Below are 14,886 nucleotides of genomic sequence, written 5' to 3'. Positions count from 1 at the left end.
TATTGTTGTGGGTTAAAAAATCAAAACCGTGCCAAAAGCTTAAAACCACTCTTCCTGCATTTCATAAGTAGTGTCGTCCAGATCACAAAGAATCTTCGACCAGACATTAATTTCAGGCAGTTCAAAACGATAGAAATATTTAAGAGCCTGTAATTTACCCTTATAAAACTTCTGATCATCTTCATGTGGGTTTCCGGCCAGAGCTTTACTGGCAACAATACCCTGCTTCAACCAGATCCAGGCAACAACCACATTACCAAACAGCTCCAGATACTTCACAGAGTTTGCCAATGCCAGATCGATGTTTTTCTCAGCCATGGCGCCCAACAGTACTTCAGTTGTGCTTTTCAGTGTTTGAATCGCCTCTGTCAGCTCTTTGGCAAAACCGGCAACGGCAGCATCTGTAGAGGCTTCATTAATGGTTTTCTCCATTTCAGCGAGACAGGCCTGATAACCAGCCATGCCACCCATTGGTACCTTGCGCGCCAATAAATCGAGAGACTGAACCCCGTAGGTACCTTCATGAATCGGATTGAGGCGGTTATCGCGGTAGAACATCTCTACGGGATGTTCGTTGATATAACCGTGACCACCCATCACCTGAATCGCCAGGCTGTTGGCACGCGGGCCGTACTCAGAAGGCCAGGATTTAATAATTGGCGTGAGAAAATCAAGCAACAAATGTGCTTGCTTGCGCTCTTCTTCAGTTGGCGCTGTGCGCTCATCATCGGCAAGCTGAGCACCCAGCAGACACAGAGCGTAGGCTCCTTCTGAATAGGCTTTTTGCGCCAGCAGCATACGACGAACATCGGGGTGTTTAATGATGTTGACGGGGGCAGAGTGCGGATCCTTACAGGAAGCCAAACGACCCTGTGGACGCTCTTTCGCATAATCCAGTGAATACTGGTAACCGGTTAATGCAGTTACCGCTGCTGCAGTACCGACCATTATTCGAGCTTCGTTCATCATGTGGAACATGTAACGCAGGCCCTGATTTTCTTCACCGACCAGATACGCTACTGCGCCCTCTTTCTCACCAAAACTCAAGGCACAGGAAGTTTGGCCTCGACCGCCCATTTTATGGAACAGACCTGCCAGCCAAACGTCGTTACGCTCACCCAGAGATCCGTCTTCGTTAACCAGAAACTTGGGCACAATGAACAGAGAAATACCTTTAACACCTTTCGGCGCGCCCTTCACCCGAGCCAGCACCAGATGAACGATGTTTTCGTTGAGCTCGTGATCGCCGCCGGAGATGAATATCTTGTTACCACTGACACGGTAAGTACCATCCTCCTGTGGCACGGCGCTGGTGGTTAAGTCTGCAAGACCTGAACCGGCGCCGGGTTCAGTCATGGCCATGGTACCTGCAAAGCGCCCTTCGCGCATGGGAGCAACCCACTTGTCGATCTGCGCCTGAGTACCGTGAGCTTCAATCAGGTTACAGTTGGCATTGGTCAGCCCGGTATAACCCATCATGGTGCTGCCAGCCGCAGACAGATAAGCACCTGTCGCATTGGCGGCGATGAGTGGCATTTGCATACCGCCCAGCTCGTAATCAGCAGTCATAGAAGACAAACCGGAATCAATTACAGCCTGTACGGCTGTTTTGATTTCCGGAAGCATATGTACATTCTTGCCATCAAAGGTAGGTTCGTTGGTATCGACTTTCTGACGAATTGGCAACATATACTTTTCAGCCACAGCACGGGATGTATCCATGGCGGCGGTGAATGTCTCACGACTGTGATCTGCATAGCGTGGACGCTGAGTCATGCCTTCTGCATCAAACAGTTCATAGAGCATAAATTCCAGGTCGCGGGTATTCAGAATAGGAGCTGCCACGAAGATTACCTCTCTCTTTGTATTTCGGTTATGAACAGCATTGTGCCCCCCCGTCCATAGAGCCACCACGACATGGCATGTCAGGTTAAACCCTTATACAATACTGGGCCTTGCTGCGATGAGTATCTCCGAACCTGTTATGATGGCGCACGCCTCCTCAACCCGGGCACTCATCTGACAATAGAACATTTAATAAAGAGAATGGCAGTATGGCAGAGAATTCCATTGACCCGACCTTCGGGCGCTTTCTCCGTTTCTGGAGAGGTGTCCACAAATTCAGTCAAGAGGAATTGAGCCACCGCCTCAACAGCTCTCCCCGCCACATCAGTCGCCTGGAAAACGGCAGTAGCCGCCCCAGTGAAGCTATGATTGAGGATATTGCAGAAGCTATGCAGATGGGGGATAGGGATCGCAACCACCTGCGCATCGCCGCCGGTTACAGCCCGCAACAGCAGCGAATAGATTTTCACGCCCCAGAGTTCAAATGGCTGAGAAAAGCCATGCTGCTTACTTTACGCGCCATGGATCCTTACCCGACAACGCTGATGGACAGTGCTGGCACTATCCTGATGGTGAATCGCGCCTGGGTGGGGTTTTATAGCGCCACGATTCCCGCCGCCCAACTGGACAAGGTCACCAACCACTTTGATTTTCTGTTCAGTCGTCAGGGAGCCGGTACGATCCTGAGTGGCTGGGAAGACACTCTGTCCATGATCGTAATGTCCCTCAAACAGGACGCAATGTTTAACGAATCACCGGACAAACTCGCAGCGCTGGATCAGCTGCTCAACAATCCGAATGTGCCTAGCGATTGGGCGCAACGGGCTTCCCGGCTGGAGCCAATGGCCAGTTTTCGGGTTCAGGCTGATTATCAGGGTGCTCTGCGCCGTTTTTACAGCGTCAGCCAGATTGTCGGAGCCTTAGGCCCTGCGGCCTATCTTTCAGAACCCAAGCTGACCATCAGCACACTCTATCCTGAAGATGATACTCTGGACGTTTCAGCACTGGCAGAAGGTCCACTTGAGCACCCGCTGCTGTTGTATTGAGCATATATCGTACTGTGCATAGACCTTACTGGACATAAACGGTACAAAGCCATTACAGATTGACCCACCAATAAAGCAAGCTGCAACCAACTATGGATCCGATCACACAAGGCGTACTGGGCGGTATCGTCGCCCAACTCAAAAGCAAACCAAAAGACCTGGCCAAAGCTGCCACGATTGGCGCCCTGGCCGGCATGGCTCCGGACCTGGATGTTCTGATCCGCTCCGAGGGAGATCCTCTGCTAGCGCTGGAATACCACCGGCACTTTACCCACTCGCTGTTATTTATTCCCTTTGGTGGACTGATTTGCGCCCTGGTGTTTTATCCATTGATTGGGCGACGCTGGAATCTGTCATTTCAGCAGATCCTTATCTGGAGCTGGCTGGGCTATGCCACCCATGGCTTGTTGGACTCTTGCACCAGCTATGGCACCCAACTCCTCTGGCCGCTCAGTCAAGAAAGGTTTGCCTGGGATACCATCTCTGTCATAGACCCGTTAATTACACTGCCTATGCTGACCCTTACAGTTTGCGCTGCCAGACTCAAGCTCAAATCCTACGCATACGGTGGGGTTTTATGGGGCACCTTGTACCTCAGCTTCGGATTCATTCAGCACGAACGCGCTCTGGACCTTGGTCAACAGCTGGCCAGCGAGCGGGGTCATACCCCCATAAGGCTCGAAGCCAAACCCAGCTTTGCCAACCTGATCGTCTGGAAGACTGTCTACGAAACAGAAGACCGGTTCTATGTGGATGCGGTCAATCCGGGACTCACCTCCCCCTCCATCTGGCCCGGCGACAGCATTGCCAGGCTTGATCTCAACCGTGACCTGCCCTGGCTATCCCCGGATTCGCAACAAGCCCGGGATATTGAGCGTTTTCGCTGGTTTTCTGATGGCTACATTGCTCTCGACAAGGACAACCCCTTGCAGGTCGTAGACATCCGCTACTCAATGCTGCCGCAACACATCGACCCGCTCTGGGGAATCCAGTTAACACCGGACGCCCAACACCATGATTATGTCGATTACTACACCCAGCGAGACGACAGTGGCTCAGCTTTCAAACACTTACTCGGAATGATCTTCAAAGAACGCTCTGCTAATTAAAGGCTCCGAAAGCCTGAGAACTTCCATCATTTGCTGCGAAACGGTAAAATCCGCCGCTGTTCAAAAATTCATATTCAGATCGGGATCAAACCATGGGCAGAGCCTATCAAAACCGCAAAGAATCCATGGCCAAAACGGCCGACCAAAAATCCAAGGTTTATAGCAAATACGGACGTGAAATTTACGTTTGTGCCAAGAAAGGCGGTATTGATCCCGATGGCAACCTGGCATTGCGCGGCTTAATTGACCGGGCCAAAAAAGACCAGGTCCCTGCGCACGTTATTGATAAAGCAATTGATAAGGCCAAAGGTGGTGGCGGTGAAGATTTCGATATTGCTCGCTATGAGGGTTTCGGTCCCGGTAACTGCATGGTGATTGTCGAATGCCTTACCGATAACCCCAACCGCACCTTTGGTGACGTTCGTCAGTGTTTTACCAAAACCAAGTGCAAAATCGGCACTCAGGGCTCCGTAAGCCACATGTTCGATCATTCAGCCATTTTCGCTTATGCCGGTGAAGATGAAGAGGCGGTACTGGAAGCCTTGATGATGGACGATGTGGACGTGACCGACATCGAATGTGAAGACGGCATGATCACCATCTTTGCTCCACACACAGAATTTTTCAAAGCCAAGCAGGCACTGAATAATGCCTTCGGCGAAATTGATTTTGAAGTGGCAGAGATTCAGTTCATTCCTCAAACCACCACCCCGGTTGAAGGCGATGATGTAGAGATGTTCGAGAAATTCCTCGACATGCTCAATGACGTAGACGATGTACAGCGCGTGTACCATAACGCCGAACTCTAATGGCTGTCATGCCTTCAGTTTTCAACTGAAACACGTATGCACAGAACGGGCGCTAACAGCGCCCGTTTTTGTTGAAAGGCTTCCGCAGAGACGACCAACAATGACACAAAAGCCTGGCCATCAAAACCATCACAGCGGCAAAGCGTTTATTCCGGTACATTTATGAAACATCAGCGTTGGTATCACGAACTGAGAAAGCTGTTGGGCATTGGTCATAACACCACTAGCCATCGGGAAAAATTACTGGCAACCACCGGTGCCCTTCTCAGTATTGCTGCGGTTTACTGGCTTACGGCTCAAGCCGATTCAGGACTGATTACCGATCATGCCGGCATACTGATCGTGGCTTCCATGGGAGCCAGTGCTGTACTGCTGTTTGCCGTGCCTCACGGAGCCCTGTCACAACCCTGGGCTGTCTTTGGTGGTCAGTTTATCTCCGCCATTATTGGTGTGACCTGTCAGAAGCTGCTACCTGAGGGGTTTATTGCAGCCGGTGCGGCTGTCGGTCTCGCCGTGGGCGCCATGTATTACCTGCGCTGTATACATCCACCCGGTGGCGCAACAGCTCTCAGCGCAGTGATTGGTGGCAGCAGCGTTCATGCTCTTGGCTACGAGTACGTATTGTATCCGGTCATGATGAATGTCATAGCCCTGTTGTTTATTGCGGTGCTGTTCAACCTGTTTTTCCCCTGGCGTCGCTATCCGGAGCATTGGGCACGTCAGTACATCACCCCGCCAGTATCAAAGCCCTCAGACCGTGAAGTTGAACTGACACAGGAAGACTTTGCCGCTGCCATGCACGAGCTGGACTCCTTTTTTGATATCACCACAGAAAGCCTGACGAGCCTGCTTGAGCTGGCAAAACAGCACGCTGATCAGAAGATTGACCACCCTGAGCACATCATCGCCGGCCGCTATTACAGCAATGGCAAGCTGGGTGCCTTATGGAGCATTCGCCAGGTGGTAGACGCTGCCAATAACAAAGAGGGAGCCAAAGACAAGGTGATCTACAAAGTCATTGAAGGCGACGGCGACTATGAAACCGGCATTTGCCAACGCGAGGAGTTTCGGCAATGGGCTCGATTTGAAGTGCGTCAACAAAATGGACGCTGGATTAAGCAGTTGGATGACTAATTTCTGAAAGACATAGCTTCTGAAAGACAAATCCACAAAAAAAGCGGCCTTAAGCCGCTTTTTTGATTACGGGGGAAATAAACCCAAACTTACTTTTTGCGACGCGGACCTTTAGCCCGAAGACGCTGAACCTGACGTTCACGCTCCTGATCTTTTTGACGGGAGGTCGGACTTGGCTTGGGTGGCTCAACACCCGCAGTCAGGCACAACTCCTTCACTTCACGGTAGTTCAGCTCAATCCACTGCCCCACACGCACGTGTGAGGGAATGAAAATATTCCCGTAACGCACTCGCTTCAGGCGGCTGACTTTAACCCCCTGGGATTCCCACAGACGACGCACCTCACGATTGCGTCCCTCCATGACAACACAGTAAAACCAGGCATTGCTGCCATCGCCTGAACCATCAACAATATCGGTAAACCGGGCTTTGCCATCTTCCAGAAGCACGCCCTCTTTGAGACGCTTCTTCATATCGTCATCCACATCTCCCTGAATACGCACAAGGTACTCACGGTCGATCATGGACGACGGGTGCATCAGCTTATTGGCCAACTCGCCATCATTGGTAAACAGCAACAATCCACTGGTATTGAAATCCAGACGACCAACGGAAATCCAACGTTCATTCTTGATTTCAGGCAAACGGTCATAGACGGTTTTACGGCCTTCGGGGTCGGAACGGGAACAGATTTCCCCTTCCGGCTTGTTATACAACAGCACCCGAAGCGGGTTATTCTGTGGAGGCGTCAGCTTAATTCGGCGGCCATCGACCACTACCCGATCTTTCACGGTAATACGATCACCCAGCTGGGCAACCTTACCATTCACTTCAACACGGCCAGCGGCTATAAACCGCTCCATTTCGCGACGTGAGCCAACACCTTCACGCGCCAATACTTTTTGTAACTTTTCGTCGTTTTCCATATATCTCTTATGTCAGCCCGGTCAACCTATCCATCCGATGAGTATTGTCCACTCAGTCGGTTTCATCAAAGACCGAAGCTGCGGTACTGGGCGCGAACAAACTATCGCGCCCTTCTTTAGGGGGTTCTTCTACAGTACTATCATTTGCAACGTCGTCACGATTACTTGAAACGTCGCGTTGAATATCAGCCGAAGCCTGGACGTCATCATCGTCAGAGGCTTCTGGTTCGACAGTTGGCACATCACCATCCATCAGTTTTTCATAAGGGGTGCGCTCGTCCTCATCATCCGATAAGGGAGCGTTCTCGCCCACGTGCGGCTCGGCCAATTCCGCGTCATCGAGCCCATCTTCTTCATAGGCAGGCTCTTCTGCTACTAAGCCATCATCCTCAGCAATGATTTCTGAAGCTTGCTGGGTGCTGTCTTCAGCAACATTTTCAGAACCGTCTTCCGACACCTCGTCAGAGGCATCATCACTCGCAGCCACGGACTCGTCGGCTTGCTCTGATATCTCAGCGTCTTGAGCCTCTGACGGTTCGCTTTGCGCTTGAGAATCACCCTCAGCTGCACCCGCTTCGCCTTGCGCTTCAGCGACGGCGTTTTCCAATTGCAGATCCAGCTCATTATTGAGGCTTTCAATATCCTGAATCTCGCCCAATGACGGCAACTCTTCGAGGCTTCTCAAGCTGAAATAGTCCAGGAAGCCTTTGGTCGTAGCGTACAGAGAAGGACGACCAGGTACATCCCTATGCCCTACCACCTTAATCCACTCACGCTCAGTCAGTGTTTTAATGATGTGCGAGCTCACAGCCACGCCACGAATTTCTTCAATATCACCACGGGTAATGGGTTGGCGATAGGCAATCAATGCCAGGGTTTCCAGCAGTGCCCGCGAATACTTTTGCGGTTTCTCATCCCACAAACGGTTCACCCAGGGTGCCGTTTCCTTGCGCACCTGAAAACGCCAACCGCTTCCCACTTCGACCAACTCAAAACCACGGCCACCACATTCGGCCTGTATTTCTTCCAAAGCCGCTTGAATGTCGTCCTTGGATGGCGCTTCCGTTGCTGTCTCGGCTTCCTCATCGACGGTATCAAACAAGGACAAGAGCTTTTCACGGGTTAAGGGTTGGCCAGCCGCCAACAGAGCCCCTTCAATAATTTGACGTAATAGTTGTTTATCAAAGCTCATGAAGCGTGTTACCTGATCCTAGTTATTTTTGGCTGCTAAATTTGTGTACGTTATCTCTGTGTCCAGATCTGAAAACCGTGAGGCAATCTCGAGTCTTGACTGATTACTGTGAACGGGCTTTTACATGAATCGAACCAAAGCTTTCGCTTTGCACGATTTCAACCAGCTGTTCTTTAATAAGCTCCATGACGGCCAGAAAAGTCACGACCACGCCAAGGCGGCCTTCTTCTACAGTAAACAGGCTGACGAATGGCATAAAGTGATTGCCACTCAGTTTATCCAGCACCTGAGCCATACGCTCGCGAGTGGAGAGCTTTTCCCGTTCGACATGGTGACTCTCGAACATGTCCGCACGACGCAGCACTTCTGACAGAGCCAACAGCAGTTCTTTCATCTCCACATCAGGTTCTGGACGGGTCAGATTACGATCAGGCGCCTGCGCAGAGGCCTGATGTATCTCACGGCCCATTCGAGGTATCTCGTCCAAGTCTTCAGCGGCGACCTTAAAGCGTTCGTATTCCTGCAGACGACGAATCAGCTGAGCTCTTGGATCGTCCTCTTCCTCTTCCTCTTCATGCGAGCGCGGCAACAACATGCGCGACTTGATCTCTGCCAGCATGGCGGCCATCACCAGATACTCGGCGGCCAACTCAAACTGCATGGCTTCCATCATTTCCACGTACTGAACGTACTGGTGGGTAATATCCGCGACGTTAATTTCCAGAATATCGAGATTCTGACGACGGATAAGATACAACAGCAAATCCAGCGGCCCTTCGAAGGCCTCAAGAAACACTTCCAGGGCATCGGGTGGAATATACAGGTCTTTTGGCAGCTGGGTAAAAGCCTGCCCCTGAACAATGGCAAAAGGCATTTCTGACTGTTGCGCCCCCTGACTGGTTCTAGCAGAAGTCGCAGCAGGCTTTTTGTCCTGCTTTTGCGCGGTATCAGTTCCGGCAACAGCCTCACTTTCACTATCGGTTGTATCCGGCTGCGCCCCTGTCACTTCGGAATCGACAGATGACACCTCACCTCCTGACGGTTTGTCCGTGTCCACAGCTGTTTCAAGGCTGTTTTCTTCAGCTATGGCTTCAACGTCGCTGTTCACAAAATACCCTTCTGTTTACCGTCATCGCTCTTATTATGAGGCCCCAGGCCCTTACAAACTCAGTGAATCTGAAGCAGACAGGTGACTGGAGAACAAATTGAATACAAACCCCCATGGAAATGGAAGTCAAAATCCGCAAATAAGTCGGGATTATAACGTCTAATGCCCTGCCGAGACAGGAGCAAGACGACGATTCACAAAAACTCCGAAATTCACCGCATCTACAGCAAATACCGGCAGAATTTTTGTGCACTTTTCAGTGGGCTATCACCCAGACTGAGCAAGTCTGATCCGGGTTAATCCAGAAAGTCACTGGCATCACCGCAGCCCTGACGAACCAGCTCCGGCGCATCCCCAGTCAAATCGATCACGGTAGTGGCCTCCATACCGCAGAAACCACCATCAATAACCAGCTCCAACTGGTGTTCCAGTGTCTCGCGAATGTCATAGGGATCAGTCAGAGGCACAGTATCACCGGGCATCAGCAATGAGCTGGTCATCAGCGGTTCACCTAACTCTTCCAGCAACGCCAAAGCGATTGGGTTGTCCGGCACTCTCATCCCGATGGTCTTTTTCTTTGCGTGCATCAGACGCTTGGGAACTTCCGAGGTTGCCTCGAGAATGAAGGTAAACGCGCCAGGCATGTGCCCTTTGAGCAGACGGAAAGTCTGGTTATCCACTCTGGCGTAGGTAGCCAACTCGGATAAATCCCGACATACCAACGTAAAGTTGTGATGCTTATCCAACTGACGTATGGCACGTATACGGTCTAACGCCATCTTGTCGCCAATATGACAACCCAGGGCGTAGGCGCAATCGGTGGGATAGGCCACCAATCCACCGGCACGGATGATTTCCACAGCCTGCTTGATCAAGCGGGGCTGGGGGTTTTCTGGATGTATTTGAAAAAATTGAGCCACTAAATTCCCCTTTCCGAACCCGGGATCACTTTCCGCCGGGCTCTGAATACGATCTGGATTCTAAAATACGGTCTGATTAAGGTTTTGCTGTGCTGGATACAGTTGAATGAAATTCAACTCCACAATTCCCATACGGGACGACATTCCGGCGGCAGAGCACTGAAATTACCAAGCTCCTGCCAGGGTTGATCCGGCACGTGGAAGTCACTGCCACAGGATGCATACAAACCGTGTTTGTTGGCAATCTGTGCCAGATTGCGCGTCAGATCCGGTGTCTGGTAACCACTGATCACCTCCATGGCCTGACCTCCGGCCTCAGTAAAGTCATCGATCAACCGTCCCAGCTTGGTTCTGGTCATCTTATACTTGTCGGGGTGAGCGATAACTGCCACACCCCCAGCGGCCAGAATCCACTCCACGGCCACTGGCACCGAAGGCCACACCTGCTTCACATCCCCTACCTTGCCAGCTCCGAGGTATTTTTTAAAGGCAGCATTCATACTGCTGACACGGCCAGATTCGACCAAGTACTGGGCAAAGTGAGGACGACCGATGACAGCATCACCGGCTTTCGCTCTGGCACCTTCCAGAGCCCCAGGGATGCCCGCTTTGGCCAGCTTTTCACCGATTTGAATGGCACGATTTTCCCGACTCTCTCCCTGGCGGGCTACAGCCGCCTGCATCTCGGGGTGCTCGGGATCAATGTTCAGGCCAACAATATGAATGCCTATGCCATTCCAGAGACAGGAGAATTCAATACCGGACAGTACTTGAATGCCCTCTACTTGAGCAGCTTCGCGCGCCTCTTCGAGGCCGACAACGGTATCGTGATCGGTTAGAGCCAAAACCGTAACGCCTTGCATTTTAGCTCTCGACACCAACGCCTGAGGACGTAAAATACCATCTGAACACAGGCTGTGGGTATGTAGATCGTGCAAACTGATTCCTTTAAGGTCACAAAGGGAAAGGCGGCAGGATTGAAAGAAAACACCTGTGCCCATGCCATGAATGGCCCCATTATCTCTGAGTTTCACCATGACACAAGCTGTAAATGAACCCAAACGCGAAAGCCTGCTGCTGAATCTGCTGCTGAATATCGTGATTCCCACGGTCATTTTGACCAAGCTGAGCGGGGAAAATATGCTCGGCACCCAGTGGGCCATCGTTGTGGCACTGGCTTTTCCCATTGTTTACGGCCTCAACGATTTTCGCCGCACCGGCAAGATCAACCTGTTTTCCGGCCTCGGTGTACTGAGTATCTTTCTGACCGGAGGAATCAGCCTTTTGGAGCTGGATCCTCAGTACATTGTCATCAAGGAAGCAGGCGTCCCGGGGATCCTGGGGATCGCGACCCTGATTTCCCTCAAGACCCGCTACCCTCTGGTTAAAACCTTTCTCTACAACGACAAAATCCTGCAAATCGACAAGGTTGCCGCGGCACTGGAAACGACCGGTAATGAAACCGCCTTTGACAAGGCCCTGAAAAACGCCTCCTATTTAGTGGCCATGTCCTTCTTCCTGTCGTCCTTTCTGAACTACGCATTGGCGAAATACCTGCTGGTCAGTCCGCCGGGCACCGAAGCATTTAACGCCGAGCTGGGTAAAATGACCGCCCTGAGCTTTCCTGTCATTGCCATACCCGCGACTCTGGTGATGATGGGCGCTCTGTTCTATCTGTTCAGCCGCATCAAGTCCCTGACCCAACTGGATCTGGATGATATTTTGATCCAGCAGTAACTCTTTGAAATTAAGCTGGCCTTATCGGGGAACTTACCGCTAAGGTCCCACTCCTATTGAAGACTCAAATTCAACATCAAATAACTTAAAGAACACACAGGAACTCCCTTTATGAGCCTCTTTTACGCCATCATCAGCGAAGACGTCCCCAACAGCCTGCCATTACGACAGAAGTCCCGGGCTGCGCATCTGGCACGCCTTGAGGCACTCAAAGCTGAGGGCCGTCTGTTGATTGCCGGTCCCCACCCCGCCATCGACAGCAGCGATCCCGGTGAAGCCGGTTTTACCGGCAGCCTGGTGGTTGCCCAGTTCGACTCACTGGAAGACGCTCAAAACTGGGCAGATGCAGACCCGTACATTGAAGCCGGGGTTTACGCCAAAGTCGTCGTAAAACCCTACAAAAAAGTACTGCCTTAACCCGCCTTGCGGCATCCGAATGGAGCCAAACCTACCGTAATCCGTGCCCTTGCGGTCATTTTTCCGCGAGCCAGCCTGCTAACTGTGAGCAAGTTGACAGGCGAAAAGCACGAATTACAGTAGGCTGTGCCCCCCAATTAATACTGATCCGGAAACCTGCGTGAAGAAGATAGCTACTGTGAAGAAGACCACCACATTCATTGCCTCCTCAACCCTGGCCCTCGGTATGATTTTCGGCCTGACTTTAGGCGCCAATACGGCCAGTGCCGCCGAATATCGCTGGGTATCCGATACTCTTTATGTTCCGTTACGCAGCGGTAAGGGCAACCAGTACCGGATTCTCGACAAAGGGATGAAAAGCGGTACTCGCCTGACAGTGATCTCGGAAGACAGCGAAGGCTGGACAGAAGTCAAAACCAGCAGCGGCGAAGTCGGCTTCGTACGCAGCCAGTTTTTGATCAAATCGCCTACCGACTCCCTGAAACTGGCATCCGCTGAAGCCAATTTGAAAAAGGTGCAGGACCAGTACGACACCCTCAAGCAACAGCTGGGGGAAGCACGTTCTACCGGCAGCGAACTGGATAAAGAACTGGCCAGTGCCAGGCTACAAGTCACTGAGCTGGAAAGCGAACTGGCAGAGCTCAAGCGTATTTCAGCTGATGCCGTCAGCCTCAACCAGCGCCATCAAAAGCTGATGCACGATCATCAGGTCATGCAAAATGAACTGGAAGTCATCAAGGCTGAGAACCAGCGGCTGCAAAGTGATGAGCGCAATACGTTTTTCCTGTATGGTGCCGGAGCGGTTCTGCTGGGCGTCATCATCACTCTGGTTGCCCCTGCGTTCCGTCGTCGCAAGCGTTACTCTGAGTGGGCATAAGCCTGCTCAATGCCAGATAAGTTTGACGCGTCCGCCCCTTTTTTAAATGTTTTCTGACAAGGAAGATCCGTGTTTGATTATATTTTGCCCTGTCGCTCTGCACTGCTGCGATTTTCTCAGACGCTAGCCATCGCTTGCCTGCTGCTTGCCGGAAATCACAGTCTGGCTGCTGATCAGGCCTCTGATAAACAAGCCGCTGTCAGTCAATCCCCCAAAGTCGAACTGACAACGGATCTTGGCACCATCACCCTGGAGCTGTTCCCGGAGAAAGCACCTGAAACAGTAAAGAATTTTCTTCGTTACTGTAACGATGGTTTCTACGCCGGTACTATTTTCCATCGGGTCATTCCGGGCTTTGTGGTTCAGGCTGGAGGCATGACCTTCGATTACGTCAAAAAAGAAACCCGCGATCCGGTCGTCAACGAATCCCAAAACGGGCTTCGAAATCAACGCGGTACAGTTGCCATGGCCCGCCTCCCCGATCCAGACAGCGCCACCTCCCAGTTTTTTATCAACCTGAACAACAACACGCATCTGGATGCCACTAAAGATGCCCCGGGCTATACCGTTTTTGGCCGTGTCACCTACGGGATGGACGTGGTCGAAAAAATTACCGAAGAACCACAGGGCAAATACCGACCACAAGCGCCTGACTTGCCCATCCGCATTCTTGGAGTCACGGTTACCCCCTGACTACCGGTGAAGCCAGCAATATCTAGGCTAAGCTTTGACTAATTGCCATAGTACTGAGTTGCCATAGTACTGAGTTGCCAGAGTACTGGGTTGCTATAGTACTGAGTTGCCCAACTTCGATTACTCGTTTTTACTACAGTTTCTACCAGGGAGCTCATCAAGATGGATGTCCCATCCTGTCGACCTCCCTCCAGTCGAGAATGAATGACCTATGACTCATACAGCGTTAAGCGTGAACCTCAACAAAATTGCCCTGCTGCGTAACTCCCGTGAAGGTAATTATCCTTCAGTGGTGGAGCACGCCAAGGTCTGTTTAGCCGCTGGCGCTGAGGGCATCACGGTTCACCCCCGACCTGACCAGCGCCACATTCGCCCGGGCGATGTGTATGACCTCAGTGAGCTGGTAAAGCCGTTGGCGGGTATTGAATTCAATGTTGAAGGCAACCCTTTTGCTGGTGCCCAGGGCAGCTACCCGGGCTTTATGGCTCTGGTTGAAAAATGCCGCCCGGACCAATGCACCCTCGTTCCCGATGGCGATGATCAGCTGACTTCAGACCATGGGTTTGATCTGACAACCTCTGCCGACAGCCTGAAACCCATCATTCAGCAACTGAAAGATTGGGGATGCCGAATCAGCCTGTTTATGGACCCCGATATTGAACAAATCAAACTGGCCAAAGAGCTGGGTGTAGAGCGTATCGAACTGTACACCGGCCCTTACGCCGAGGCCTATCGCCAGCAGTCCAACAATCTGGAAGCCCTGTTCGAGCAGTACAAAGAAGCTGCCATTGCAGCAACTGCCATGGGTCTGGGTGTCAATGCGGGTCACGATCTGGATCTGGAAAACCTGCCCAAATTCCGCCAGATCCCGGATATTCTGGAGGTCTCTATTGGCCACGCCCTGACTGTCGACTCCATCGCCATGGGTATGGAGACCGCTGTCAGACGCTATCACGCCATTTGTCAGGCCTAGTTTCTGTAGACCTAGTTTCAGCCCCCCCCCTTCCCTCGCCTCATATTTGACGGTATCTGCGCTTCTGCTGGCGCAGATGGCCTGTTTTTGATCTAAGCTG

Annotated in this window: 15 protein-coding genes; 9 read left to right on the top strand and 6 right to left on the bottom strand. The window is 51.7% G+C overall.

The genetic code is table 11. The features are described 5' to 3' along the window. Nucleotides 1–39 precede the first annotated feature (39 nt). Nucleotides 40–1,845 carry an acyl-CoA dehydrogenase gene (locus KOI40_RS08605; RefSeq protein WP_216097099.1) on the bottom strand — a complete coding sequence of 602 codons (1,806 nt, stop codon included), beginning with the start codon at nt 1,843–1,845 and terminating at the stop codon, nt 40–42. Nucleotides 1,846–2,054: 209 nt separating this feature from the next. Here KOI40_RS08605 and KOI40_RS08600 point away from each other — a divergent pair, with 209 nt between their 5' ends. The 4 genes from KOI40_RS08600 to KOI40_RS08585 all read left to right on the top strand — a co-directional run bounded on the left by KOI40_RS08600 (nt 2,055) and on the right by KOI40_RS08585 (nt 5,943). Continuing rightward, the gene (locus KOI40_RS08600) at nt 2,055–2,891 is read left to right on the top strand and encodes a helix-turn-helix domain-containing protein (protein ID WP_216097098.1); all 837 of its coding nucleotides are present in this window, start codon (nt 2,055–2,057) and stop codon (nt 2,889–2,891) included. Between the two features lie 92 nt (nt 2,892–2,983). Then, entirely contained in the window at nt 2,984–4,000 is a 1,017-nt protein-coding gene (locus tag KOI40_RS08595; protein WP_216097097.1) for a metal-dependent hydrolase, read from the top strand. A 92-nt stretch (nt 4,001–4,092) separates the two neighbouring features. Continuing rightward, complete coding sequence (locus KOI40_RS08590; RefSeq protein ID WP_216097096.1) at nt 4,093–4,809, top strand: YebC/PmpR family DNA-binding transcriptional regulator; 717 nt, start codon at nt 4,093–4,095, stop codon at nt 4,807–4,809. 162 nt (nt 4,810–4,971) lie between these two features. Next, nucleotides 4,972–5,943, top strand: a complete 972-nt coding sequence (locus KOI40_RS08585) for an HPP family protein (protein WP_216097095.1) — start codon at nt 4,972–4,974, stop codon at nt 5,941–5,943. An 89-nt stretch (nt 5,944–6,032) separates the two neighbouring features. On the opposite strand, the gene rluB is transcribed toward KOI40_RS08585, so the two are convergent. The 5 genes from rluB to KOI40_RS08560 all read right to left on the bottom strand — a co-directional run bounded on the left by rluB (nt 6,033) and on the right by KOI40_RS08560 (nt 11,027). Then, a complete protein-coding gene (rluB, locus tag KOI40_RS08580) occupies nt 6,033–6,869 on the bottom strand; it encodes a 23S rRNA pseudouridine(2605) synthase RluB (protein ID WP_216097094.1) in 837 nt (278 codons plus the stop codon). A gap of 52 nt (nt 6,870–6,921) precedes the next feature. Then, nucleotides 6,922–8,061 carry an SMC-Scp complex subunit ScpB gene (gene scpB / locus KOI40_RS08575; protein ID WP_216097093.1) on the bottom strand — a complete coding sequence of 380 codons (1,140 nt, stop codon included), beginning with the start codon at nt 8,059–8,061 and terminating at the stop codon, nt 6,922–6,924. A 103-nt stretch (nt 8,062–8,164) separates the two neighbouring features. Next, complete coding sequence (locus KOI40_RS08570) at nt 8,165–9,169, bottom strand: segregation and condensation protein A (protein ID WP_369413165.1); 1,005 nt, start codon at nt 9,167–9,169, stop codon at nt 8,165–8,167. Nucleotides 9,170–9,465: 296 nt separating this feature from the next. After that, entirely contained in the window at nt 9,466–10,089 is a 624-nt protein-coding gene (locus KOI40_RS08565) for an L-threonylcarbamoyladenylate synthase (RefSeq protein ID WP_216097092.1), read from the bottom strand. Nucleotides 10,090–10,202: 113 nt separating this feature from the next. Next, nucleotides 10,203–11,027: a PHP domain-containing protein gene (locus tag KOI40_RS08560; RefSeq protein WP_216097091.1), complete on the bottom strand. Its 825-nt coding sequence runs from the start codon at nt 11,025–11,027 to the stop codon at nt 10,203–10,205. A 97-nt stretch (nt 11,028–11,124) separates the two neighbouring features. On the opposite strand from KOI40_RS08560, the gene KOI40_RS08555 reads away from it, so the two are divergent. The 5 genes from KOI40_RS08555 (at nt 11,125) to KOI40_RS08535 (ending at nt 14,786) form a co-directional block, all read left to right on the top strand. After that, nucleotides 11,125–11,826 carry a VC0807 family protein gene (locus KOI40_RS08555; protein ID WP_216097090.1) on the top strand — a complete coding sequence of 234 codons (702 nt, stop codon included), beginning with the start codon at nt 11,125–11,127 and terminating at the stop codon, nt 11,824–11,826. Nucleotides 11,827–11,937: 111 nt separating this feature from the next. Continuing rightward, complete coding sequence (locus KOI40_RS08550; protein ID WP_216097089.1) at nt 11,938–12,243, top strand: YciI family protein; 306 nt, start codon at nt 11,938–11,940, stop codon at nt 12,241–12,243. Between the two features lie 160 nt (nt 12,244–12,403). Then, nucleotides 12,404–13,120 carry a TIGR04211 family SH3 domain-containing protein gene (locus KOI40_RS08545; protein ID WP_216097088.1) on the top strand — a complete coding sequence of 239 codons (717 nt, stop codon included), beginning with the start codon at nt 12,404–12,406 and terminating at the stop codon, nt 13,118–13,120. A gap of 162 nt (nt 13,121–13,282) precedes the next feature. Beyond that, nucleotides 13,283–13,813 carry a peptidylprolyl isomerase gene (locus KOI40_RS08540; RefSeq protein ID WP_304504195.1) on the top strand — a complete coding sequence of 177 codons (531 nt, stop codon included), beginning with the start codon at nt 13,283–13,285 and terminating at the stop codon, nt 13,811–13,813. A 211-nt stretch (nt 13,814–14,024) separates the two neighbouring features. After that, the gene (locus KOI40_RS08535) at nt 14,025–14,786 is read left to right on the top strand and encodes a pyridoxine 5'-phosphate synthase (RefSeq protein WP_216097087.1); all 762 of its coding nucleotides are present in this window, start codon (nt 14,025–14,027) and stop codon (nt 14,784–14,786) included. The last annotated feature ends 100 nt before the right edge of the window (nt 14,787–14,886 follow it).

The organism is Pseudomaricurvus albidus (genome assembly GCF_018863235.1).
Lineage (GTDB): Bacteria > Pseudomonadota > Gammaproteobacteria > Pseudomonadales > Cellvibrionaceae > Pseudomaricurvus > Pseudomaricurvus albidus.
The sequence above is the reverse complement of the archived record's forward strand: the minus strand, read 5'-3'. Positions and strand labels throughout refer to the sequence as shown.

Excerpts from the sequence above, each read along its gene's own strand:
- KOI40_RS08550 (WP_216097089.1), top strand. The coding sequence starts at position 11,938 with ATGAGCCTCTTTTACGCCATCATCAGCGAAGACGTCCCCAACAGCCTG.
- rluB (WP_216097094.1), bottom strand. The coding sequence starts at position 6,869 with ATGGAAAACGACGAAAAGTTACAAAAAGTATTGGCGCGTGAAGGTGTT.
- KOI40_RS08585 (WP_216097095.1), top strand. The coding sequence starts at position 4,972 with ATGAAACATCAGCGTTGGTATCACGAACTGAGAAAGCTGTTGGGCATT.
- KOI40_RS08535 (WP_216097087.1), top strand. The coding sequence starts at position 14,025 with ATGACTCATACAGCGTTAAGCGTGAACCTCAACAAAATTGCCCTGCTG.
- KOI40_RS08590 (WP_216097096.1), top strand. The coding sequence starts at position 4,093 with ATGGGCAGAGCCTATCAAAACCGCAAAGAATCCATGGCCAAAACGGCC.
- scpB (WP_216097093.1), bottom strand. The coding sequence starts at position 8,061 with ATGAGCTTTGATAAACAACTATTACGTCAAATTATTGAAGGGGCTCTG.
- KOI40_RS08600 (WP_216097098.1), top strand. The coding sequence starts at position 2,055 with ATGGCAGAGAATTCCATTGACCCGACCTTCGGGCGCTTTCTCCGTTTC.
- KOI40_RS08595 (WP_216097097.1), top strand. The coding sequence starts at position 2,984 with ATGGATCCGATCACACAAGGCGTACTGGGCGGTATCGTCGCCCAACTC.
- KOI40_RS08555 (WP_216097090.1), top strand. The coding sequence starts at position 11,125 with ATGACACAAGCTGTAAATGAACCCAAACGCGAAAGCCTGCTGCTGAAT.